The 23,536-nt window shown below is 40.2% G+C and carries 17 protein-coding genes; 3 read left to right on the top strand and 14 right to left on the bottom strand.

What is annotated here, in order from left to right; all coding sequences use genetic code 11:
• Positions 1-25 precede the first annotated feature (25 nt).
• The 12 genes from AC1Z3K_RS05905 to AC1Z3K_RS05850 form a co-directional block, all read right to left on the bottom strand.
• Complete coding sequence (locus tag AC1Z3K_RS05905; RefSeq protein ID WP_461732141.1) at positions 26-1,807, bottom strand: glycoside hydrolase family 35 protein; 1,782 nt, start codon at positions 1,805-1,807, stop codon at positions 26-28.
• An 11-nt stretch (positions 1,808-1,818) separates the two neighbouring features.
• Positions 1,819-2,982 carry a glycoside hydrolase family 88 protein gene (locus AC1Z3K_RS05900; RefSeq protein WP_426081237.1) on the bottom strand — a complete coding sequence of 388 codons (1,164 nt, stop codon included), beginning with the start codon at positions 2,980-2,982 and terminating at the stop codon, positions 1,819-1,821.
• A gap of 276 nt (positions 2,983-3,258) precedes the next feature.
• Positions 3,259-4,086 (bottom strand): hypothetical protein, encoded by an 828-nt coding sequence (locus AC1Z3K_RS05895; RefSeq protein WP_426081236.1) that lies wholly within the window; start codon positions 4,084-4,086, stop codon positions 3,259-3,261.
• Between the two features lie 3 nt (positions 4,087-4,089).
• Positions 4,090-5,823: a DUF2264 domain-containing protein gene (locus AC1Z3K_RS05890; RefSeq protein ID WP_461732140.1), complete on the bottom strand. Its 1,734-nt coding sequence runs from the start codon at positions 5,821-5,823 to the stop codon at positions 4,090-4,092.
• A 280-nt stretch (positions 5,824-6,103) separates the two neighbouring features.
• Positions 6,104-6,997 carry a helix-turn-helix transcriptional regulator gene (locus AC1Z3K_RS05885; RefSeq protein ID WP_461732139.1) on the bottom strand — a complete coding sequence of 298 codons (894 nt, stop codon included), beginning with the start codon at positions 6,995-6,997 and terminating at the stop codon, positions 6,104-6,106.
• Positions 6,998-7,233: 236 nt separating this feature from the next.
• A complete protein-coding gene (locus tag AC1Z3K_RS05880; protein ID WP_461732138.1) occupies positions 7,234-8,055 on the bottom strand; it encodes a hypothetical protein in 822 nt (273 codons plus the stop codon).
• Between the two features lie 740 nt (positions 8,056-8,795).
• The gene (locus tag AC1Z3K_RS05875; RefSeq protein WP_426081232.1) at positions 8,796-10,244 is read right to left on the bottom strand and encodes a glycoside hydrolase family 1 protein; all 1,449 of its coding nucleotides are present in this window, start codon (positions 10,242-10,244) and stop codon (positions 8,796-8,798) included.
• Positions 10,245-10,281: 37 nt separating this feature from the next.
• On the bottom strand, positions 10,282-12,162 hold the full coding sequence (locus AC1Z3K_RS05870) for a beta-glucoside-specific PTS transporter subunit IIABC (RefSeq protein WP_461732137.1): 1,881 nt from the start codon (positions 12,160-12,162) through the stop codon (positions 10,282-10,284).
• Between the two features lie 134 nt (positions 12,163-12,296).
• Positions 12,297-13,145: a BglG family transcription antiterminator LicT gene (licT, locus tag AC1Z3K_RS05865; RefSeq protein ID WP_426081230.1), complete on the bottom strand. Its 849-nt coding sequence runs from the start codon at positions 13,143-13,145 to the stop codon at positions 12,297-12,299.
• Between the two features lie 456 nt (positions 13,146-13,601).
• Positions 13,602-14,507, bottom strand: a complete 906-nt coding sequence (locus tag AC1Z3K_RS05860) for a magnesium transporter CorA family protein (RefSeq protein ID WP_461732136.1) — start codon at positions 14,505-14,507, stop codon at positions 13,602-13,604.
• Between the two features lie 229 nt (positions 14,508-14,736).
• Positions 14,737-16,083, bottom strand: coding sequence for a PTS sugar transporter subunit IIC (locus AC1Z3K_RS05855; RefSeq protein ID WP_426081228.1), 1,347 nt, complete (start codon positions 16,081-16,083; stop codon positions 14,737-14,739).
• A 144-nt stretch (positions 16,084-16,227) separates the two neighbouring features.
• The gene (locus AC1Z3K_RS05850; RefSeq protein WP_426081227.1) at positions 16,228-16,941 is read right to left on the bottom strand and encodes a GntR family transcriptional regulator; all 714 of its coding nucleotides are present in this window, start codon (positions 16,939-16,941) and stop codon (positions 16,228-16,230) included.
• 178 nt (positions 16,942-17,119) lie between these two features.
• Between AC1Z3K_RS05850 and AC1Z3K_RS05845 the strand changes: the two genes are divergently transcribed.
• Positions 17,120-18,538, top strand: a complete 1,419-nt coding sequence (locus tag AC1Z3K_RS05845) for a glycoside hydrolase family 1 protein (RefSeq protein ID WP_461732135.1) — start codon at positions 17,120-17,122, stop codon at positions 18,536-18,538.
• 212 nt (positions 18,539-18,750) lie between these two features.
• Here AC1Z3K_RS05845 and AC1Z3K_RS05840 read toward each other — a convergent pair whose 3' ends face one another.
• On the bottom strand, positions 18,751-20,061 hold the full coding sequence (locus AC1Z3K_RS05840; protein ID WP_461732134.1) for a sensor histidine kinase: 1,311 nt from the start codon (positions 20,059-20,061) through the stop codon (positions 18,751-18,753).
• Positions 20,058-20,747 carry a response regulator transcription factor gene (locus tag AC1Z3K_RS05835; protein ID WP_426081224.1) on the bottom strand — a complete coding sequence of 230 codons (690 nt, stop codon included), beginning with the start codon at positions 20,745-20,747 and terminating at the stop codon, positions 20,058-20,060. Before AC1Z3K_RS05835 ends, AC1Z3K_RS05840 begins: the two co-directional genes overlap by 4 nt.
• Before the next feature lie 212 nt (positions 20,748-20,959).
• Between AC1Z3K_RS05835 and AC1Z3K_RS05830 the strand changes: the two genes are divergently transcribed.
• Both AC1Z3K_RS05830 and AC1Z3K_RS05825 read left to right on the top strand, forming a co-directional pair.
• On the top strand, positions 20,960-21,919 hold the full coding sequence (locus tag AC1Z3K_RS05830; RefSeq protein WP_461732133.1) for a WD40/YVTN/BNR-like repeat-containing protein: 960 nt from the start codon (positions 20,960-20,962) through the stop codon (positions 21,917-21,919).
• A 409-nt stretch (positions 21,920-22,328) separates the two neighbouring features.
• Entirely contained in the window at positions 22,329-23,459 is a 1,131-nt protein-coding gene (locus tag AC1Z3K_RS05825) for a glycerate kinase family protein (protein WP_461732132.1), read from the top strand.
• Positions 23,460-23,536 lie beyond the last annotated feature (77 nt).

Below are 23,536 nucleotides of genomic sequence, written 5' to 3'. Positions count from 1 at the left end.
TTCCACTTCTATTTTTGTTAGCATTTCATTTTTTCACAATTGGTGCTGCCGAGAAGGATAATTCCGTAATCTCAACACCTTCTGTTTCAAAAATAACGACTTCGTTTGCTCCCTTTTGTAAAAATTCTTTTGGACAGTATAGCGTATGAATTGGACCGTTCTGCCAATAGCGCCCAAGGTTTGTTCCATTTACAAAAACAACCCCTTTACCATATGTTGAACAATCAATAAATGTATCACTCAGCTCCTCTAAATTGAACATTACTTTATAAAATGACGGCTGTTCAGAATTTTCTCCTGCTTCGTAATCAATCTTTTCCAGCTGCTCTGCAGTTAGCTCCAAAGGATAATGTGTATACCCTTGATGGAAGTGAATATCCTGCATAATTCCTCCTCGGATGCCCTTTGATTGCGTCGGACTGTTCAGCTTATAGCCATAATTGACTCTACTCAAATTTTCAATCAGCACATCCAATGCGATGGTGTCTTGGCCTGCTTGTCCCTCAATCGAAAACTCTTCTCCTACAGTTTCCTGATACTGGGTGATTTTATGTGTTCCATTTACATAAGCTTGGATGCGGTCTCCCGCTTCTACAAATTTTAGCTTGTTTTCATGAGAATAATTTTTAAGCGTTAGCGAGTACAGCATGTAGCCGTATCCAGAGCCAGCTTGCTCCATCGTCAAAGGATAAGAGGATTCAATCGGCTGGGTGATTGCTTCTTTCGTTTGAAATAGAGAAACACTAGCGGTTACGGGGAATACCCCTAAGCTGACCAACTGTTTTTTGCGGGGTTCAGCCTGCCAAACCTCTGGACAAACTTCTCGAATTGCCTGCTGTACTAAATAATATTTTTCTGTCGGTTCACCTGCTTCTGTCAGCAAAGCGTCATAATCATAGCTTGTAACTTGAGGTAAATCCGTCGTTCCTCTTGCTGAACACCCATTGTAAAAACCAAAATTTGTGCCGCCGTGAAACATGTACAAGTTCAATGAACCAATTTCCAGCATCTCCTTTACTTCCTTAGCTAAGTCTTTGCCGTCTCGTTTGATAACAGGCTCTCCCCAGCGATTAAACCAGCCATCCCAGTATTCCATACACATAATCGGCCATTTCTTTCCATGCCTCGACATGAACGCCTGAAGCACTGCGGCATTTTCTTTTGAATGACTGCCAAAATTCCCAGTGACAAACACATCATCTTCAATTAGCGTTCCCGCATCCAGCACTTCATCCCAGGAGCCGTCAGAAGTAAACAGCGGCACTTCAACACCGCAGTCTTCCATCAGCTTTTTCGTTTGACGCAGATACTCCTTATCCATACCATAAGAGCCATACTCATTCTCAATCTGCATCATAATGACGGGACCGCCCTGAGTCACCTGTAGAGGCAGCAGCTTGGGCAATAGAACATTGAAGTACCTGCGCACCTTTTCCATAAACTTCGGATCTGTTGACCGCAGCCGCAGCCCATTTTCCTTCAACAGCCATGCCGGTAGTCCGCCAAACTCCCATTCAGCGCAAATATAAACAGACGGACGTAAAATAACCATTAAGCCTAACTCTTGTGCCAGTCCTACAAAAGCTTCAATGTCTTTTAGCCCGGAAAAATCAAATTGTCCTTCAACCGGTTCATGAATATTCCAGGGAATATATGTCTCAACTGTATTTGCTCCGAGTGCTTTCAGATTATATAGGCTATCCTCCCATTGTTCAGGCGTTAAACGAAAGTAATGAATTGCTCCGCTAATGAGTTTTACTGGCTGACCATCCAGTAGAAACTCTTCTTTTATCTCAAATGTTTCCATCTTCTCTCTCCTCACCAATATCTTTGCCAATCTGGTTTTGCTAACCGCATTAAAGCTTCAAAATAAAAATAGTCGCCCCATAAATTCGGTTCGTCAATCCCCTTTCCTTCAGCATGGGCATATACGCCATGCAAAAGCAGCCCTTCATTATCAGGAGCTGTCTGAGCTGTGTAATGTTCCCCCAGCTGATAAACCATCCCTCTTGCAATAGCTTCTGCATCTGAGTAAGCAGTCAGCTTTTCAGCCTCCAACAGTCCGCAGGCAGCCACTGCCAACGATGAGCTGTCTTTGTCTGAAGGATTCTCATCATTGAAATCAAAATCCCAATAAGGCACTAAGTCTGCTGGAAGCTGTTCCAGAAAAACATCAACAATCCGGCTATAAACAGCTGGAACAGAAGGCTGATTCCGTCCGCTTTCATCTAAAGGAATTCCTAATATTGCCCAGCTTTGTCCTCTAGCCCAAATAGAAGCATCACTGTTTCCCTGATGGGTTGCGCCATGGCTGGGTGCCCCCGTTTCAGTATCAAAATAGAAGGTGTGAAAAGTTGAAGCATTCGCTCTGATAACTGTTTTTAAAACAGTTTGGTAATGTTTTTCTCCAATCTCTGCATAGCGAGGCAGACCAGACACCCGTGTCGCTTCAAACAGCAACGGGACATTGATTAGAGAATCTATAATTAAACGGTATTCTTTCGGATCACCTAGTCTTCCCCAAGCCTGTATAAAATTCCCCTTCGGCTGAAAGCGGGCACTTAAAACATCTGCCGCTTGTAAAAGTGTTTTTTTGCACTGCTGATCGCCAGTAATTCGATAGCCGGCACCTGCCGATAAGCTATAAAGAAAGCCAATATCATGGTGATCCAGCACAAAGTGATCATCCAAACGCTGCTGAAAGCTGTCAATATTCTTCAACGCTTGCTGCTTGAACTTTTCTTTTCCAGTCCATTCATAAGCAAGCCACAACATCCCTGTCCAAAAGCCGTTTGTCCAATCATCATTGGCCTTGATTCGGTATTGCCCATTAACCGCTGAAGCGGACGGAAACTGATTGCCGAAGCGCAGCATATTCTTTTCAAGCTGCTGAATACAAAAATCAATCTGATTATTTAGCCATTCTTCTGTCAGCTGCTGGCCTAAATTAATCAGGCATTGTTTATTTTCATGAAGAGTCACTTTGTCCATCTCCTTAACTTGTTAACATGTTAACTTATCTCATTATAGCTTACTTCTGAAAAAAAAGCGACCTTTCTAATGGGTTAATTTATTTTCCTATTGAAAAAAATAGAAACAGAGCTGGAATAGTTATCTCCTTGCTCTCCAGATTAGTCCCAACATTCTTTTCTATCAGCAAAAAAGCTTGGAACAAAATCAGCTGCTTTCTGATTTTGATTCCAAGCTTTATCATTTTACTCTGACAACAAAAATTACTGCTTTTTCATCTCAAAAAACTCAGCTGTTCCGCCCAAACACTTCAATTTGAGTTAAGGCAGGAAATGGTGATTCGTCAGCTGCCTTCTTCATATTTTTTAAAGTAACTGTAGTTGTTTCCTTTTCTGGAAAATGGACATCCTGAAAGTTTAATGAATTATCCGTTAAGACAGTCAGCAGCTCTCCATCAGAAAACTCCAATGTCACCTCTGTCCAATAGCTGTCATGAGGATAATCTCCTCTAAGCAGCAGACGAATCCAGTCAATACGTACCTTTCGGCCAAAATCAATCGTCAATGCTGCATCTTTTTGCTGATTGATTCCCCATGAAGCAAAGGGGTACTTGCCATGAGAAAGATTGCCATATTTTCCGTCAATCGCATTTTTAGCGAAAAATACAGCTTCTCCCCTTGTTTCTACATTTGCTTCTGCGTGAGGATAGGCTCCTGACGCTTCCTTTTGATCGTGACTGTTCTGAGAAAGATTCTGATAGCTGTTAACTTCAAAATCATACGCTTTTCGAACCATCAAATGGTGCCGCTTAGAACGAAAACCTGTTTCAACAGAAGCAGTCATTGCTTCTTCAGTTGTAGGAATATGATACTCCCACGATGTTTGAGGCAGATAAATCAGTGTTGGCGCCAATGTTTCATCTAGCTGAACAACGAAAAAGGAATCTTCTAACTCTGTTGTTACAACGATTTTATCTCCATTTTTATACACGTAATCCTTAATGGCTAAAACAGCCATTTCTTCGCCAGCTGCTTCAAATGCACCATTTTCTGTTTCATCATCCAGACGCCCTGTAATCAGAATATCCTCACTCGTCTTCAATGCTACTTTTATCATTCTTTATTCCCTCTCTTCTTTTGTATATAAACCGCCAACCAAACTAATCAAGCGATGCCGTCCGCTTGGCAGCTGTTTCTTTAAATATGGAAAACTTGTTCTTGGAAAAAACAATGAAGTATTCGGCTCAGGCTGCACAATATATGCTTCTTCAAAGTCTTCAATATTGATAATTTTAGACGTTAGGGGTCCTTGCTGAACCGATGCCGTCTCCTTACTTCCAGTAGTATGTGGCTTGCGTCCCTCAAATCCAACACTGAAGCCGCCTTCTCTTACCTCTAGAGGACGTGCTGTTTCAATCTCATGAAAGCGAACGTGCCACTCGCCAAAAGGATAAATTTCTGTTCGAATGTTCACTCCTTTAAATGGTGACCATTGATGAACAACTTTTTCCTCTGACAGTTGATAGCTTTCTGTTTCACGTTTTACTCGAAAACAGTTGCCGTCTACAGAAATCGCTAACGTATTGTCAAAGGCTCCTTCTTCATAGCGAATCCCTGCTTTAGGCACGCTAAAGCCAAATTTTGTAGAATAAACAAACTTGCTGTATTTCGCTTCTCCATGAGCCTGTCCTTCTACAAGCATTCCTGCTGGAAAGCCCAGCACATGCGCGCCATTGCTTTCATGAAGTAATAATAGCCGACCTTCTTTTACAAGCCGTTTCTCATTCCTTTTTAAATAGATTGGCTGAGCCTGCCAAAAAGGATGCGTCTCCTCAACAGCTAAAAGTAAAAATGTTTTGAAAGCCCAATATGGAGAACCTGGTGCATTGTAGCCCTCTGCCATTACCAGATTTTCATAGTGATAGCCAATGGACAGCCGTCCATCAAACGTGAAGATATCATGATCCATCCATTTTTTCATATGCTTGGACATGATTCCTTTCATCACTCCCCAAGGCACGGCTTCAACATCAGCAAAAACTAAAGCTGAAAAAAAGGCCGCCTGAGCAAAACGATAAGTTAAGCTTCGTCCATAAGGCAAGGCTTCTCCGTCAGCATCAAAATAATGCAAGAAATCCTGAGCGAAGCGGGTCGCCCGTTCAATAAATATCTGAGACCGCTCTGGATCTTCTGCCCCCATAAACTTGACATAAATTAACCCATAGTAGTGAAAAGCAAAAGGAATATAGTAATCCCTTTGTGTCTCTTTCCCATCAACATACCAGCCTTCACCAACATACATCCCATCGGTGAGCAGCAGCTCTTTTTCTAACGCTTCATGATTCAGAGCTTCTCCACATTGATACAGTGCAATTCGAATCAGAACTTTAAAAAACATCCAGTTATTCTTAGGAATCTGCCGGTCAAGCGCCTGAGCCATCCACTGAATAAGAGTTTGCTGCTGTTTTAATGGCAGCTGTTCCCAAAAATATTCCCTGTGCAGCAATAGTGTGAGTGATAACGCCGCCATTTCCACAATATACTGGTCGTAATTCTCAACATCTCCCCAATATGCCGCATTCGCAGAATCGGTACCGGCAGCCAGCTTGTTTAAATAAGCGTCACGCAGCTGATCATCCTTTTTCAGCGTCCAATAAGGAGCCAGTCCCCACAGCGGACGAATAAGCGCTTCCATATCCGCCCGCTGCTGATTGTAAACTGCACCACTACTGCCAAGATGCACTCCTGGAAAATCAGAATGAATAATTTCTTCTCTAATCGGCTGAATCAGTTTTTCCATTGCCTGAGCATAATCCTCTCTAGTTAAGAAATCATTGTCCCACTGTTTCATCATTGCCGTCCTCTCCTTTGTCTACTGCAAAGGATAACAAGAGGACAAAACTTTTTCAACTGCTCATTTGGGTACGCTCTCACAAAGTCTTAAGCTAATTATAGACAGGAAAATCGGCTTAATCTATTGGTTTAAAAGAAATATGTTCATTCTTCCCAAAATTTGTGCACATTGAATGAAATAAACAGAAGTACTTAACTTGAATAATCTAAAAATTAGAAAAGAGAAACAAAGAACATATGAAAATAACTCTCATAAAAAAATTATGAGAGTTAGTATTATTTTAAATAGAAATAGCCGGCACTGCGATTCTAGCACCTAGCTTAGGCTGCGCTCCATAATTAAAAACCGGACCTGACTCATAAGATAGCTTATAGCCATAATCAGCTGGGATGTATTTTTCTATTGCTTCATACACCTCATCGATAATCTCGCTAAAAGACTCCTCATTTTCATAAGGAGCACTTTGGAAAGACAACATGATGCTTTCCGGTAGCTCTACAACCTCATAGCCTTGTGGAAGTATTTTATCATAATCAAGCGGAACCTCAATTCCCGAAGCCGTTTTTGCAAAGCCCTCACTCAAAAATTCCGGCAGCGTCAATAGAGCAGCTGGCTCAAATTTTTCCTGAATGCTATTTTGCAGACCTTCCCAGTCACAGCCCATCTCTTCACAATAGGAGAGATAATCATCTGCATGGTGCGCAGGAAGAAAGAGCAGTTTGCGTCTTGGTTTGTGTTGAACGGTAATTGTGCACCTGCTGTGCCGATTATGGATTCTGGATGCTTCCTTATGTTCTAGAATAGCATAATAATGACTTAAGGGATGCATAGTGAATAAAGGCAGAGGTATTCTCTGATCGCGATATTCTGACGGAGTCAGTCCAAATCTTTTTTTAAAGGAGCGAGTAAAGCCCTCGTGGGACTGATAGTGATTTGTTAGAGCAATTTCCAAAATACTTGTTTCCGTTTTTAACAATTCATTGCTGCTTTGAGTCAGTCGAACCGCAGCGATATACTCTTGTAAAGTTACTCCTAGTTCGGTTTTAAACATTCTATCAATCTGTCTTCGCGAGTAGTTGACCCGCTCACATATCTTTTTAACGGAAAAATCTTCTTCCTGAAAATGAGCAGCAATATATTTTTGTATTTCTACAATTACTACCACCTTATCCATATGGTTTCACCCTCTTTTTCTCCACTATAAAGTATCAAAAAAAAATTGTCTTGATTTAACTAGACAATTTTCTTATTTCTATAATAAAGCCTGCTGCTGATTCCCCTCTGGATTAACTCTATAGCCGAAGCTACTTTTAAATTATATCCTTATTACTCAGCGAGCTAAAAAAATAATGGCCTGAAAATCGATGTATATCATCCCTATCTCAAGACTGGCTGTTTTCTTTTCAAAACTTATTCATCATAACCGTGATAAGTTTTCATTGCTTCAATCTGTTGTTGGTACGATGTTCTCCCTTCCGGTATAGCATTCGCTAGCTGCTCTAACGCTAAAATTGCCCGCTTTTTCAGCTGAAAACTGATACCGCCGGTAATTTTAATGACACCGAACCCAACAGCTACGGTAATCTGATTTGACTCAATAACCTCGCTTTGATGGTTCTCTATGAACGCTGGTTCATTTTGAATTTTTAACGAGTCCAGATAGTCGAAGCCCCATGTAGTAGAAATAAATGCCGGCAGCTCTTCGAAATCCTCTAAATCATCGTCTTCTGCTAAACGTTCTTCCAGCATACGAAGCGCATCATTACCAGTATCATTGCCAAAAGGTGCATAGTCATCCGTAATATTATAATAGATGTCATCGGTAAAATGCTTCACAAAAAAAGGATGTGATGTCTCTCTGGCAACGCCTGCCTCTTCGTCATCATAATAATAATTGATTTCTGCTGATACATCCTGCCAGTCTGTTTTATCCGGTAATTTTTCTGAAAGATAATTCAAAAACAAGGCCAGACATTCCTCGATTTCTCCTGTTTCCTTACGAAATTGCTGAAGCTGTCCCTCATTGTCAAATTGAATTTCAATAGTATAGAGGCCCTTTTCCCAAGCTACTTGAATAAAAGGGCTGTTTTCAAGTGTGGGACTGGCTTCCAGTATTAAAACATGAAACTTCCCTTGGGCCAGCCCTGCAAATGCGTTGGTAATCGTTTGAGGGGTAACTGGTTCAATTAATTCATTTTCGTTAAACAATTCGAAGACTCTCTTTTTTTCCATAGCTAACACTCCTTAGCTTTCTATTTTTAAAAGTAGGGATGGCATTCGTGCGCCTATGTCCTACAACTGAATAAATGGTATCCCCAAGCTTCTCCATACTTCTAGGATTGGAGAGCGAAAATAGTGTTTCTCGACAATTTCTGTATTGTCCGCCTTATTGCTGAGGTACACCAGAAGAGACGCGTAGATGTTTATCAATACCTACTTGGTTTTCAAGACAGCACACTCCTGTCACATTCATCTTCAACGTCATAAGTAAATATAACATAGGCGACTTCAAACAAACAATACCGTTTCTACCCTGCAATTAATTTGAACTACCTAAAAAAAAGCTTCTATAATATTTTTTTATTGGCGGAAAATTTGCTAGTACTTTTTAAATGTTCAAATACAAAAGATACAACAAACAGATAAAATGAAATCGCCTAAAATTACAGATTAAAAGTGTCACAGAAGGATTGAACAACAAGAGCAAAGTCATCAAACGTGTAGTAATGCTGTAAAATTTTATCCTCTTCATTCTCGTATTTATATTGTTCAAAGACTTATTTTTTCTCCGCATAAAAGAAAGAACTTGAAACAGCATCAGGATGTTTCTGCATTTGTTTCAAGCTCTGTGAGTTTATTCAGCTTTTGTCCTACTAACACAATTCAACCAAGAACCAAAAAACTCGCAGGTTCCGCCAGATGACGGTCCTCCGAGTTATTTTTTTACTATTCATTCATTTACATTTTTACGATTAATCCAGCTTTTTACCGTTGGACTCGATTACTTGCTTGTACCAGTCAAATGATTTTTTCTTATAACGGTTCATGCTGCCTGCTCCATTATCGTCTAAGTCGACATAAATAAAACCGTAACGCTTACTCATTTCTCCAGTGGAGGCACTAACTAAATCAATACAGCCCCATGGCGTGTAGCCCATCAAGTCAACTCCATCCTCAATAGCTTTTTCCATTGCTAAAATATGCTGGCGCAGATAATCAATTCGGTAATCATCCGCTACATAAAAGTTCTCATCAACCTGATCAATCGCTCCCAAGCCATTTTCGACAATGAACAACGGCTTCTGATAACGGTCATACAACTCATCCAAGGCTATCCGCAAGCCTTCTGGATCAATTTGCCAGCCCCACTCGCTGGCTTTCAAGAACGGATTTTTTACTCCGCCAAGCAGATTGCCATTCACTTCTTCGCTTTTTTCAGTAATCGTTACAGCAGTAGACATGTAGTAGCTAAAGCCAATATAATCTACCGGGTAAGCCTTCAGCAAATCCAAATCACCTTCAAGGATTTCCAGTTTTTCTGCGTCCACACCATATTTTTTAAAGATACGATTAGTATAAGCTGGGTATTCTCCCCGAACCTGTACATCTGTACAGAAGAAATTGAATTCCTGATTTTGTTCCAGAGTTGCCATTTGATTGACTGGATTTGCATCCAGGCTATACGTTGTCGCATAAATAATCATACAACCAATTTTGAGCTCCGGATTTAAATCATGTCCAATTTTGACGGCTTTGCTACTGGCGACAAATTGATTATGCCATGCCTGAAACAGATTTTGTTTATCTCCAGCACCCGTTTGTTTAATTAACCCTTGGCTTAAAACAGGCATGTGAAATGCTGAGTTGATTTCGTTAAATGTCATCCAGTACTTCACCTTTTCATGGAAACGGGTCAGAACTACCTGAGCATAACGCTCAAAGAAATCAATCAGCTTACGGTTCTTCCAACCGCCGTATTCAACTGCCAAATGAAGCGGCATTTCGTAATGGGAAATCGTGATAACAGGTTCAATCCCATAGGTCAGGCATTCATCAATCATTTCTTCATAAAACGCTAAACCAGCTTCATTTGGTTCAAGCTCATCTCCCTGTGGAAAAATACGTGCCCACGCAATAGAGAAGCGATAGCATTTAAAACCCATTTCAGCAAACAGCTTGATATCTTCCTTAAAACGGTAGTAATGATCAATGCCCCGATGATTAGGATAGACATACTTCTCTTCATCAATCGACCAGTCAAAAGTCTCGCTGGAAAGGACCGCCAACCGTTCTTTTCCGCCTGGCATAGCATCAGCAACTGAAAGTCCTTTGCCGTCCTCACGATACCCGCCTTCCAGCTGATTAGCTGCTGTCGCTCCACCCCATAAAAAGCCCTCTGGGAAGCCTGTCGTTTTTTTCATGTAATTCTTCCTCCATTCCGTTTTTCTAAGCCTGCTTTTATTTTACTACAACTAGAAAATCTTCTCCGTGCAGAACATTTTCCTGAGATAAATCAAGAACATCTAAAAAGCTGTTGCTGTTGGTAATAACTACAGGGGTTTCAATAGAATATCCTTTACTCGTAATTAATTCCGGATCAAATTGAACCAGTAGATCTCCTTTTGAAATCTTATCACCAGCTTTAACAAATGTCTCGAATCCTTCTCCATTTAGCTCAACCGTATCCATCCCTACATGAATCAATAGTTCAATTCCATCGTTTGACGTAATACCTATTGCATGACCTGTTGGAAAAATAGTTGTTATTTCTCCATCAACAGGAGCATAGACATTACCATCCGTTGGACGTATAGCTAGGCCTTTACCCATTGCACCAGAGGCAAACACATCGTCCTTCACTTCAGATAAGGGGAAAAGATCTCCGCTGATTGGACTTGCTAAAACCAATTTTTGACCATTTTCAGAGCCTGCTTCTTTCTTACTTTCCGTCTCGATTCCTTCTTTTTTTGTTTGTCCGCCTTCTTCAAAACCTAAAACAAGTGTCAGGACAAAGGCTAAGATGATAGCAATCCCTGTACCGATGGCTGCAGAAACAATTCCAGAAGTATCACTTGAATCTGGAGCAATAAAACCTGGCAAACTAAAGACGCTAACTAGACCAAAAACATAATTTTTTGCACCGCTGAAGGCTACAAAAGCGCCCCCAACTGCACCACCGATACAAGCTGCGATAAATGGTTTCTTAAGCGGCAGTGTAACACCATAAACCGCTGGTTCAGTAATACCGAAGATAGAAGTCAATGCTGCTGAAAGAGACAAGCCCTTCATTTTTACATCTTTACTCTTAAGGAAGACAGCCAATGCTGCACCACCCTGTGCCATTACTGCCGGCAATAGCATCGGCATCATTGTATCAATACCGCCGCCGGCTTCGGAAAGGTTCAGCATCATGATTGGCACGAAGCCCCAATGCATACCAAACATTACAAATACTTGCCATAATCCACCCATCACAGCGCCAGCCAACAACGGACTTAAGCCATAAATTGAATTATACGCACCGCCAAGCAGGTTCCCAGCAACTGTTCCAATTGGTCCAATTAAGATAAAAGTTAATGGCGTCATTACTAAAAATACAGCTAAAGGAACGCAAATGATTTGCAGCGCATTAGGAATGACCTTTTTAAAGAAACGTTCTACATACTGCATAACAAAAACGGCTAGAATAATCGGAATAACAGAGGATGTATAGCCGCTTGCCCCTAAAATTACCGGTATACCGAAGAAGCTCAATTCTGTTCCGGCTAAAGCATTAATACTCGGATGAACCAGTGCCATCGCTAAACAGACTGCTAAAAACTGATTCGTATTGAACTTTTTAGCTGCTGTGAAAGCCAGTAAAATCGGCAAGTAGGTGAACAGTCCGTCAGCAACTGCAAAGAGTACCAGATAAACACCTGAGTCAGCTGCCAACCACCCCATAGTCAAAGCTAACGTCAAGAAGCCTTTTAGTACCCCAGCTCCTGCCATCGCTCCTAAAAACGGTGTGAAAATAGAAGATATAATATCAATCAGACGATTAAAAATATTACCGTTTCCTGAGGCAGTGTCTTCATGTCCTTCATTGCCTAAGCTGCTCTGTGCCAGTAATTCCTTGTAGACATCATTTACATGACTGCCGATTACGACCTGATACTGACCGCCGCTTTGAACGACCTGAATGACATCAGGGTCATTTTTTAAATCTTCCGTTTTCGCAGCGCTTTCATCCTTCAGATTGAAACGTAGTCTTGTTGCACAATGGACGACTGTGTTTACGTTGGACTCTCCGCCAACCAGATTTAGTACCCGTTTTGCTATTTCTTGATTTTTACTCATAGATATACCTCTTTCTTTTTTTATATAAGAAAAACCCAAATTGAAAAAACAGTAGCACAAAACAAACTTGTACCTACTTATCTTTTCAATCCGGGTTTAGCCTGCATTACCAGTAACAATCCTGCGATTGACTTTTATTTATTTTTTTCTGCATCTCCAACCAGCCGCTGAATATGGATGGTTAGATAGGTTTGTTCCGCTTGTCCAACCGGCTTATCGTACTTTTTCTGTAAATACTCATTAATCCGCTGAACCGCCTGAAAGGCTTTGGGATATTTGGACTGAATCAGTTCATAAAGGAATTCATCCTCTTCACTACTCAGTTCATCCTTTAAATAGCGTTGACTGAAAAATTGAAGATGAGTAACCATCCGCTGATAATTCAGAGAATCTTCATCAAACAATGTACCGAAATACCTGCCAATAATGGTTAAAATGCTGCCGACAATTTCCGTAGCAGTCATGGTAACTTCCATGGTGTTGTTGCCTTGTTCCCCATTGACAATATGAAAAGCGATGAAACCGGCTTCATCATCACCAAAGGCGACACCAAACTGCTCATTGATTAACTGTATCCCCTGCTTGGCAACTTCAAACTCCTTTGGGTAAAACTTACGTGTCTCATATTTTAAGGGATTAGGAAGTTCAATTCCATCTTTTGCTCGAGCTAAGGCGTAATGAATGTGGTCAGTCAATGTTAGATAAACATTAGATGAAAGCTCCACTCCCAGCTTTTCCTCCGCCAAATCAACAATTTTTTTAACTGCCTCCACCTCTTCTGAAGGTAGATCAGAAAACAGCTGCTGAAATTGACTAGATAAGGCTGAATCCTTGAGAACAAACTCCTTTTCAACAAACTCTGGTAAAAGCTCATCACCCACACGTTTCTTGAAAGCCAATCCACGGCCCATATAGACAGTTTCCTCTCCGGAAGCATTGCGTGCCATCACGACATTATTATTCAGTATCTTTTCAATAATCATAATGAACACCCTCCATTCCAAAATAAAAAAACCTAGAATCCACCTACTTCTCCTGCTAAAACTAGCACAATAGTTGATTCTGGTTTTGCCTGCCTAACAGTAACAATCCATTTACGGTATCAGAATAACATTATTCTTTTAAATTTACAAGCCCGAAAATTTATTTACTTCATTTTTATTAGACAAGTTGGAAACAATCAAAAAAGTGCTTTCATTCTATTCATTTTTCGTAAACTATTTTGTCAGCAAAAATATTGCAAAAAACAAAGCAGTCCACGCTAAATTCAAAAGAAGCTGATTTGAAGTATTCGTAAATCAACTGTAAGAGGCTGGAGCATCGTCTGTTTAACTGATGTTCCAGTCCACTTATTTCTTTCTTCTCAAGCCTCATTTATAGCCGTTTAAGCTCCTGTCAAAGGTGTTCATGAAGCTTCTAAACACAATAGTCAATCTTTCTTATTTTAGTATAAAATGCAGAATGAAGGACAATGTGAACCAGCCAACAACGCTAATTCCAATTGCAATAACCCAGCCTAGCAAGTTATGCTCTAAAGGCAGCGGCATGTTCATCCCAAAAAAGCCGGTTACAATCGTTGGAACAGTTAATAAAATAGAAAGCACGGTTAACAGCTTCATTGTATCATTCAGATTATTATTCAAAATATTGTTATACGTACCAGAAAGCTGCTGCAGTACTTGGGAAGTCAGCTGTGCCATTTCCACTAACTGCCGCGCTTCAATATGAGTATCTTCCAGCTGCTCTCTTTCGACATTATCCAATAAACGAAAAATGCTCTGTGTTTTAATCTGCTCTAGCAAAACAGCATTTTGTTTTGCGGCAGACAGAAAGTAGACGACTCCTGTCTCCAAATCAGATAATGCTAAAAGATTTTTCTTCGTCGTTTTTTCCTTCAGCATATCATTAATATGATTTCTTTCACGATTCATTTCTTCAATAATCGGAAAGAAATTATCAGAAATAATAAACAAGCTTGAAAAAAGAAACTTGAATACAGAAACGGTCGAATTCTTAGCTAAATAGTTCTCCATTTCTTGAACAATATAGGCATTTTTACTATTTGAAATGGTGATTAGCTGCTGTTCCTTAACAAGAAAGGTCATGGGATTTGTTTCATAGCGAATGGCACTTTCTTTATTTCCCGGAACATTATAAATCAAGGTAAACATGTCCAGTTCACTATCAAATTCAATACGCGCCCGTTCATTTTTATCCAGCGCATAAGAAATAATCTCATTGTCAATACCATACTGTTCGTACAATTCAGAATGATCGGCCATATTGTCAGAATCTATATTGACCCAAGCACATGTATCATTTCTAAACTTCTTTTCTGTAACCATCACTAGCCCTCCACTTATAAACAAAATAAAACTGCTCAAACACACTGAAAATCCTTTCCAATTATAGCACGCCGACCACTGTAATCAAGAGAAGCAGTCTGATTTAGTTCTTTATCTCAGTATCAGGAAGTCTTTCTGGTCTAAATCAAAAAAATGATACAAGCTTGAGAGATAGATAAATATCTAAACCCTTTTCTCCCAAGCTTGTATCATTTTTAATGCTTACTTGCTACATGTTGTCTCCAACGGTTTCTTCCTTTGCCATATTGGCTGTTACTTTTTCATCTACACGAAGGAACGGCAGATAAATAAATACACTTGCAGCAATAATCAAAATCTGTAAAACGGCTGCTTTCCAATCCCCGCCTGTCGCTAAGAAGCCGGAAATAACCGGAGGTGTCGTCCAGGGAATCTGCACAACTACATGATTAATTAAGCCTGCAGCTGTAGCAAAATAGGCAACTGTTAAAGAGAAAATCGGCGCCAAAACAAAAGGAATGATTAAGCTGATATTAAAAACTATCGGCAGTCCGAAAATAATTGGTTCACTGATATTAAAGATAGCTGGCGTAACAGACAGCTTGGCAAAATCTTTATAGTCTTTCCGGCGGCTAAAAATAAAGATTGCAATTAACAGAGCAATCGTGTTGCCGGATCCGCCCATTACAGCGAAAGTATCTTTAAATGCCATGTTGATAATATGAGGAATTTTTTCACCGCTAGCATAAGCAGCCATATTTTCCTGCATATTTTGGATAAGGAATGGATCTAATAAAGAGCCGGAAATCACTGCCTGATGAATCCCGAAGCCAAAGAATAAATTGGCAATTGATGTGATTAGAAGAAAGCCCGGTAGTCCTGTCGTTACTTTGCTCAGCGGACCAGTGATAACATTAGTAATTAACCCATTTACATCCATATTAAATAGCTGATTGACTATAAATGATAGAATTGCAAAGCTAGTGACCGTAATCATAATGGGAATCAACACATTAAATGATTTTAAAACTGCTGGAGGAATATTACCTGAAAGCTTGATTTGAAGCTTTTCATTACTAGATAATTTGATAAACAGCTCTGTTGCTAATAAGCCGACAAAAATCCCAACAAACATACCTGATGCTCCAGTATGAGTGACTGGAATCACTCCGCTTACTTCAACTGCTTTCTGAGCATTTTCCGGTAAGAACATTGTTTTCATTGGTGTCAATACTACAAAGGTAGAGATAGCGACCAGTACTGCTGCAATATGATTTGTATAATTGCGGCTTACGCACATATGATAAGAAACTGCAGCTACAACAAGCAAGGTCGTAATACTCAATGTACCGTTAGCAATAGATATACCAATTTCCTGAACAGTCGTTAAGGTAGCTGGATCAATGATTTTCCCCATAAATCCTGTAGGCTCTAAAATTACATAGTTAATGAGTGTGACAAAGCCGGCCAGCATCATAAAGGGCATGAATGTAGCAAAGGCATCCCTCAACGTTCTCAAATGGATTTGGTTACCCATTTTCGTGGCAATCAGTCCAAACTTTTCAAAGATAAGATCTTTTTTACTAGTCTTTTCCATGTTAACTCTCCTCGTTTTTATTGTAAGCACTTACTACAAGAAGTATCATACTACTAATTCCTTTAAAAGTAAATACCTTTATGTAAAAATATATACTTTTAATTATAAGCAAAATAAAAAGCCAAAAAATGGCTTTATTTATTACTAATTTTCTACAAATACTGCTTCAAAAACAAAATCCTGATAAAGATGCCGGGTAATTGAATATTCAAAAGGAAGACCATTCGCCAGAAAAACATTTTTTTCTACCTCAATCATAAATTCACCAGGTTCAATCGCCAAAAGACCACCATCAAATTCCGTTGCTGTATCTCCTTTAATCCGAATATGAGAAGTCTTTATCTCAAGTCCTAAATCATCTGTTATATAAGAATATACTGACTTTTTAAGATGCTTAGGCTCCAGTCCTGGAATGATAGACAATGGCATGAATGTCCGCTCAATCGAATAGGGCTGATGATCAATAAATCGACTTCGGATAATATGATAGACATATTCTTTTTTATCAATTTTTAACATCTCAGCCACCGCATCTGAAGGCAGCTCAATCGAAAACGTATGGATTTCTGAATCCACATGCTCCTCTCCAACTACACTAAAAAGCCCTTCATTTGGACCAAACACCTTTGAATTATCAATAGGCTTGCGCAGCACTTCTGTTCCAAACCCGCTTCTCGACCTGAGCACTCCTTCGGAGACTAACAAATCAATGCCCTTCTTAACTGTTAATTTACTGGTTTGATACTCCCCTGCCAGTTCATCCCCAGTCGGCAGCTTCTCGCCTATCTTAAAAAAATCCTCAGTAATTTTCTTTTTTATATCTAAATAGATTTCCATATACTTAGGCAGCTTTTTCATTTCCTCTCCTCATTTCGTTATAAAAGATATAATTAATTATATACTTTTCACTACTTTTATCAAGGTAAACATAAAAAAATAAAACTCTCAAAAACAAAAGTATATACTTTTTAATATAAAACTATTTATTTTATCTTGAATTGATGATATTATATCCTTGTAAACAAGGAGGACAATCATGAATAAACAACAATTAACATTTCCAGAAGACTTTTGGTGGGGCTCTGCCTGGTCTGCTGAGCAGGCAGAGGGCAGAGGCGAAACCGGCAAAGCAGAAACGGTTTGGGAACGCTGGTACAAAGAGCAGCCCTATCGTTTTTACAATCGTATTAGCTCTGAAGTAACTACCGATCATATTCACCGCTATAAAGAGGACGTTCAGCTCATGAAAGATACTGGTCATAACTCTTTTCGTGTCTCGATTTCGTGGGCGAGAATGTTTCCAAATGACGGGACTGGCGAGGTAAATCCAAAAGCGGTTGCCTTTTATAGAGACTTATTCACCGAAATGAACAATAAAAATATCAAAGTTTTTGCCAATCTTTATCATTTTGATATGCCGGCGAAGTTACAAGATAAAGGCGGCTGGGAATCGAGAGAAGTTGTTGATGCCTATGCCAATTTTGCAGCGGCCTGTTTTAAAGAATTTGGCGACTTAGTTTATCATTGGTTTACCTTCAATGAACCGCTGGGACCAATTCTTGGTAGTTACTTAGAAGACTTTCATTATCCAAATATCATCGATTTCAAACGCGGTGCTCAAGCAGCATTCTTTACTATTCTTGCTCATGCAAAAGCCATATCTGCTCATAAAAAACAGAAACTTCCCAGTAAAATCGGGGTCATTCTGAACTTAAGTCCGACTTTCCCAAGAAGTCAAAATCCTGCGGACGTGCAGGCTGCAAAAATAGCGGATCTCTTTTATACACGCAGCTTTCTCGATCCAATGGTCAAAGGCGAGTTTCCAGAAGAGCTGACTGCTTTATTGAAAGAATATAACCAGCTGCCGGCCGATTATACAGCAGAAGACTTAACACTTATCAAAGAGAATACCGCTCAAATCCTCGGTTTGAACTATTATGAGCCCCGTCGTGTTAAAGCACGCTTAACCGCTGTAAATTCTGCCGGTCCTTTCCTGCCGGAATGGTTCTTCGAAAATCATATCATGCCGGGACGCCGAATGAATGACTATCGAGGCTGGGAAATTTATGAAAAAGGAATTTTTGATCTGTGCATGGATATAAAGAATAATTATGGTAATATTGAAGCCTTTATTTCAGAAAACGGAATGGGAGTTGCTGATGAAGAACGCTTTATGGACGAAACAGGTCAAGTCATTGATGATTACCGTATTACTTATATTCAAGACCATTTGGCTTATTTATGGAAAGCTATTCAAGAAGGCTGCAATATTAAAGGCTATCATTTATGGACCTTTATTGACTGCTGGTCATGGATTAACTCCTATAAAAACCGTTACGGTTTAGTGTCGCTTGACTTGCCTACACAAAAGCGAACCATCAAAAAAAGCGGAGAGTTTTACAAACAGCTAAGTGATCAAAACGGCTTTAACTATGATATAGACTTACTCGTCTGAAAAGCTTCATTCCATCGTGCTTAGACAATAAAGAAGCGTGCATGAGCCAGTCAGGCTCCGCACGCTTCTTACTTTATACATTTTTTTCTACTTGAAGCCTTTTTCCGCTGAAGTAAATGAGCTAGCTGCCCTCTAGCACTTCAGCTGGGCTGCTTTGACTTAGTTTAACATAAATGATTCTCAGCTTTGGATGAATTACTACTACTCGGATTTCATTGAATATTGTTGAATCCCTTTTTATTTTTCACAGGAAAAGAGAGTATAAAAGAAGTTTCTATCTCCGAACTGCTAACTTCAACGTTTCCTCCCAGAGCCTCTAAAATATTTTGAGCAATCGCTAGACCAAGACCATAGCTGTTTTCATGCTGCTGTCTGACATTATTTGAACGGTAGAAACGGTCAAAAATTCTCGGCAGCTCCTCCGCTTGGATCTTCTGTCCTGAATTTCTAAATACCAAGTAGACATATTTTTGATTGGTCGTTAGCTGAACAGTAAAGCTGCCTCCATTATTTGTATATTTATAGGCATTATCAATAAAAATTCCCAGCAGCTGATCCAGCAGATTTGAATCTGTCCACATGAACGTCTTAGGAAGCTCTTTAGCAACAGTAATCTGCTTATCAGCAAATCTGCATTCATAAGCTGCCAGATTATCCAGTATAAGCTGATCTACTCTGACTTCTGAAAAATTGAGCTGCTTTGGCGCTTCAATTTTAGCCAAAGAAAGTAGATTATTTATAAGACCATTCATTCGCTCTGCTCCCTTTGAAATATTGTGCAGCCATTTTATCTGATCCGCTATTGTTTCTTCTTTATTGGTATATAAAACCCCGGCATTTGCTGTAATAATACTAAGAGGTGTTTTCAATTCATGAGAGGCATCTGCCACAAATTGCCGTTGCTTTTCCCAGGCCTTGACCATCGGCTTCATCGCACGATTAGTAAAATAAACAATCACTAAAAAAAACAAACCTAGCAAAGCAATCCCGACGCTTACCAAAGTTAATGCTAAAAAGGTCAAGCTTTTTTTTGAATCTGTAATATCTAAAAAGCGAATTAGGTAGGTATCATCCTGCTCCTTTATTTCTTCTTCTCCATTAACCAGTGAAACAATTGCTGGAGAAACAAGGTACTGCCATTCTCGGTCTCCAAGAGTCACTGTGCCCTGATTTTTATTATTCCAAGCAGTTTTAGCCGCTTTAGCAAATTCCTGCTCTGCCATTTTTACAGCAGAATCTATCGTTAATAGTTTACCGTTGTTATCTACCAGCAGGTTGAAATAAACACCGGAACCAGGAATGATACGGTTGATGACTAAAGGGTTATCTGCCAGCTTTTCTTTCCCCTGTTTCACTTCACCTCCAGTGATATGAAGCTCTTCTACTTGGCTCAATTTTTCCTGATTTTCGGCACTTATTCTTAAATAGGTGGTTGTATAAATAATGATAAATGCAGCCAGCAAAATGACCGCTACAAAGGCCGTTGTTATTCCTATTAAATGCTTACGAAATGCGGCTATCATCCTTCCAGCTCCTCTGGCAGCTGCAGTCTATAGCCTAAGCCCCGCATTACTTTTATCTTTGCCAGACTATTGACTTGCTTTAGTTTTTTTCTTAAAAGTGAAATATGGATTTCTACGTGATTGTCTTCTGCATCTGAATCAAATCCCCAAATTTTTTCAATAATTCTTTCTTTTTCTGATAATTGAGGATAATTAACAATCAGCAATTCTAAAATACCGGCTTCTTTATTCGTTAGCTTTACTGATTTTTCTGCACCTGCCAGCATCAGCGCGTACGGATCCAAGCTGATGTCTCCAAAGGTGTAACGTCCATCCTGCTTGTATTCTCCCCGTCTGCGGCTTAATGCCTTTAAACGTGCAGACAGCTCCTCATGCTGAAAAGGCTTAGCTAGATAATCATCTGCGCCCTTGTTTAGACCATCCACCTTATCCTCCCACTCGCCTTTAGCCGTCAGCATAAGTACAGGAATTTGGATACCAGCTTCCCGCGCCTCTGTCAGCAGCGTAAGCCCATCCTTTTTTGGCAGCATAATATCCAAAACAGCTAAATCATAGATTCCTGACAGCAGACAGTCTAATCCATATTCACCATCCGCTGCAATATCAATTGAATACCCATCTTTTTTCAAAATTTGAGCAACCGCTTCTGCCAGCATCTCTTCATCTTCTACTAAAAGAAGCTTCATCCTATTGTTCTCCTTTGCTACTATTTTTAGTACATTAATTTTTATCATCATACCATAGCCTATCTCATCAAAAACCGATTTTCATAAAAGCTTCAAGATGATTATCACTGTTGAACCTTTAACGAAGCCTGAATAGTTGTATTTTTACTACAGGTTCACTAAAGGTTGTTTGTTTAAAATAGTCCTATCAAACAAGAAATGAAGGTGTAATTATGACTAAACAACACATGAAAAACGAACCTGAAGCTGTGCAGAGTACTTGGCAGTCTCGTCTAAAGAAGATTCCTTTAACAGTCAGGACGGGCGCCGTTATTGCCCTTGTCGGCTTGTCTTTCGCTTCATACAGCATTGGTAAATCAGTCCAGCAAGCAGAAAGCAAAGCCCCTTTAACAATGTCAGCAGCAAACAGCTCAGCAGCATTCGAGAATGTCAATTTCCGACGAAATAATAATCGGTGGGAATTCTCGTCAGATGGCGGTAAAACTTGGTCAAAAACACCGCCGGAAGGTATTTCTCAAGACAGCAGCGGCCGATTGGGCTACGAACAGGCACAAACAAAAGAAATGAACAACACTTCAAAAAGCAGTACTTATTTCTCCCCATTTACTGACTCAGATGGAAATACTGTCATCATGAAACGAGAGGCTGATGTCTGGACATTCTCATCAGATGGGGGCGAAACGTGGTCTGAGAAAATACCCGAAGGAATCGACATTGCAGATGACGGTACTTTAACTTGGAAAAGCAGCGATGGAAAACAGCTATCCAGATTCGATCCTCAGCAGGAACGCTGGACCTATTCTGAAGACGGCGGCAAAACTTGGTCTGATCCGTTGAAAGAAATTGAAGATTGGATTGAAAATGGTGTACCCCTTTCTGATGCTGACGGCGTATCAATGAAGCTAGAGAATGGAAAACTTCTTTATTCTACAGATGGTGGGAAGACTTGGTCTGAAAATGCACCGGAAGGATACGAAGCTGCCATGAATACTGTACTTTCTAAAACAGAGGACGGCAAAACACTTTACTCAACAGACGGCGGTAAAACCTGGTCCGAGGAGAAACCCGAAGGCTTTGATGTACCGTCAATCGATGAGATTATGGAAGCTATTCCAGAAGAATGGCGGCCTTCTTCCGAAGAAGAGCTAGGCAGCAACCCAACAGCTATATAAGCTCCAGCCCTCTCTTATCTTTCTAAAGCATCAAAAAAGATTCTTAGTCTTGGTCATTTGAACCAGGGTCAAGAATCTTTTTTCTTTGTCCTCCAGCTATAGTTTCTATGTTTAAATTATTAAAGCAGTTATCCCTTTTAACTGTGTCTAAAAATATGATATCTTTAAGAAGCGGCAGTGTATCTTTGTCTTGTTTGTTTTCATCAAAAAGTCTAAGCTATTGGACATGTGTTGGCTGCAGAATCTTTGCATAAATAATTGACGTGTCTCTTGATAGGAACACATGTAAATCGTGTCGGCTGTTGCCGTGCTCGGTTGATCGAACTAAGGTCTCCTGTAAAAAAATGTATCTGAATTTCAGACATGTATGATAAAGCTGTCTAAGTAAAAAACGAAGGAGTGGAAAAGGATGAACGTTACTATAGCAATCGATTCATTTAAGGAGTGTGCAACCTCAACAGAACTGGGTAAAGCTATTGAACGAGGTATCCAGCCCTTTGCAAATCCAGTCCATGTCATTCCTATTTCTGATGGTGGTGAAGGGGCAATTGAATCGGTTGCCGCTGCTTTTGATGGACAGTACATAAAATTTGATAGCCTGAATCCATTTGGTGAAGCAATTCAAGAAGACTATTTTTTAACCACGATTGAAGGAATAGAAACGGCTGTCATTGAATCTGCACGCTTTGTCGGCATTCACTTCCTAAAAGGTCGTAAGGAAGAAAGCTATCTTGGCAGCTCTTATGGGCTTGGTCTGGCAGTCTCAGACGCTGTCAGCCGCGGAGTAAAACAACTGATTGTAACATTGGGCGGCAGTGGAACAACTGATGGTGGATTAGGGATGCTGCAGGGGCTTGGTGCCCGCTTATTTGACGCCGCTGGTCAATTATTAACAGCTGGCTGTGAAAACCCTCTGCTGGTCACCCATCAGCTGGAAATAGAAAAAGCTAAACAGCATTTAGCTGGTGTCAAACTAATTGTGGCAAACGATGTTGCTAATCCCTATTGCGGCAGGAAAGGCGCTGCCAGAATATTTGGTCCGCAAAAAGGATTAACAGCAGCTCAAATCGAACAGCTGGATACTCAGCTTTATCTAACCGCTGAATATCTAGTGCAAAACGGTTTTGCTGATTTACGACTCATTGCTGGTGCAGGAGCTGCCGGCGGTTTAGGCGGTGCTTTCGCCCTATTAGACGGAGAGATGCAGCCGGGATTTTCCATCTTTTCAAAATTAACTAGGCTGGAAGAACATATAGCCAAAAGTGATTGGGTAATCACTGGCGAAGGATGTCTGGATACGCAGTCCAGCGCCGGAAAAGTGCCATACGGCGTAGCACAATTAGCAGCGAAATATCACACCTCTGTACTGCTGCTCTGCGGCAGCTATGAAGAAATCCCTGAACAGGCATTGTTTGACGGCATTTTCTCCATCCAGCGGGAACCAGTCTCTCTCCAACAGGCAATGGATAGAGACTACACCTTGAAAAATATTGAAATGATCAGTCATGAATTATTCAAAATGCTGGCAAAGAAAAAATAAACAACAGAAAACCAGACGGCATATACAAGTGCTGACGTCTGGTTTTCTGTTGTTTATCATTATTCTATTCTCTAGGG

It is taken from the genome of Enterococcus sp. LJL128, from assembly GCF_056924295.1.
The sequence above is the reverse complement of the archived record's forward strand: the minus strand, read 5'-3'. Positions and strand labels throughout refer to the sequence as shown.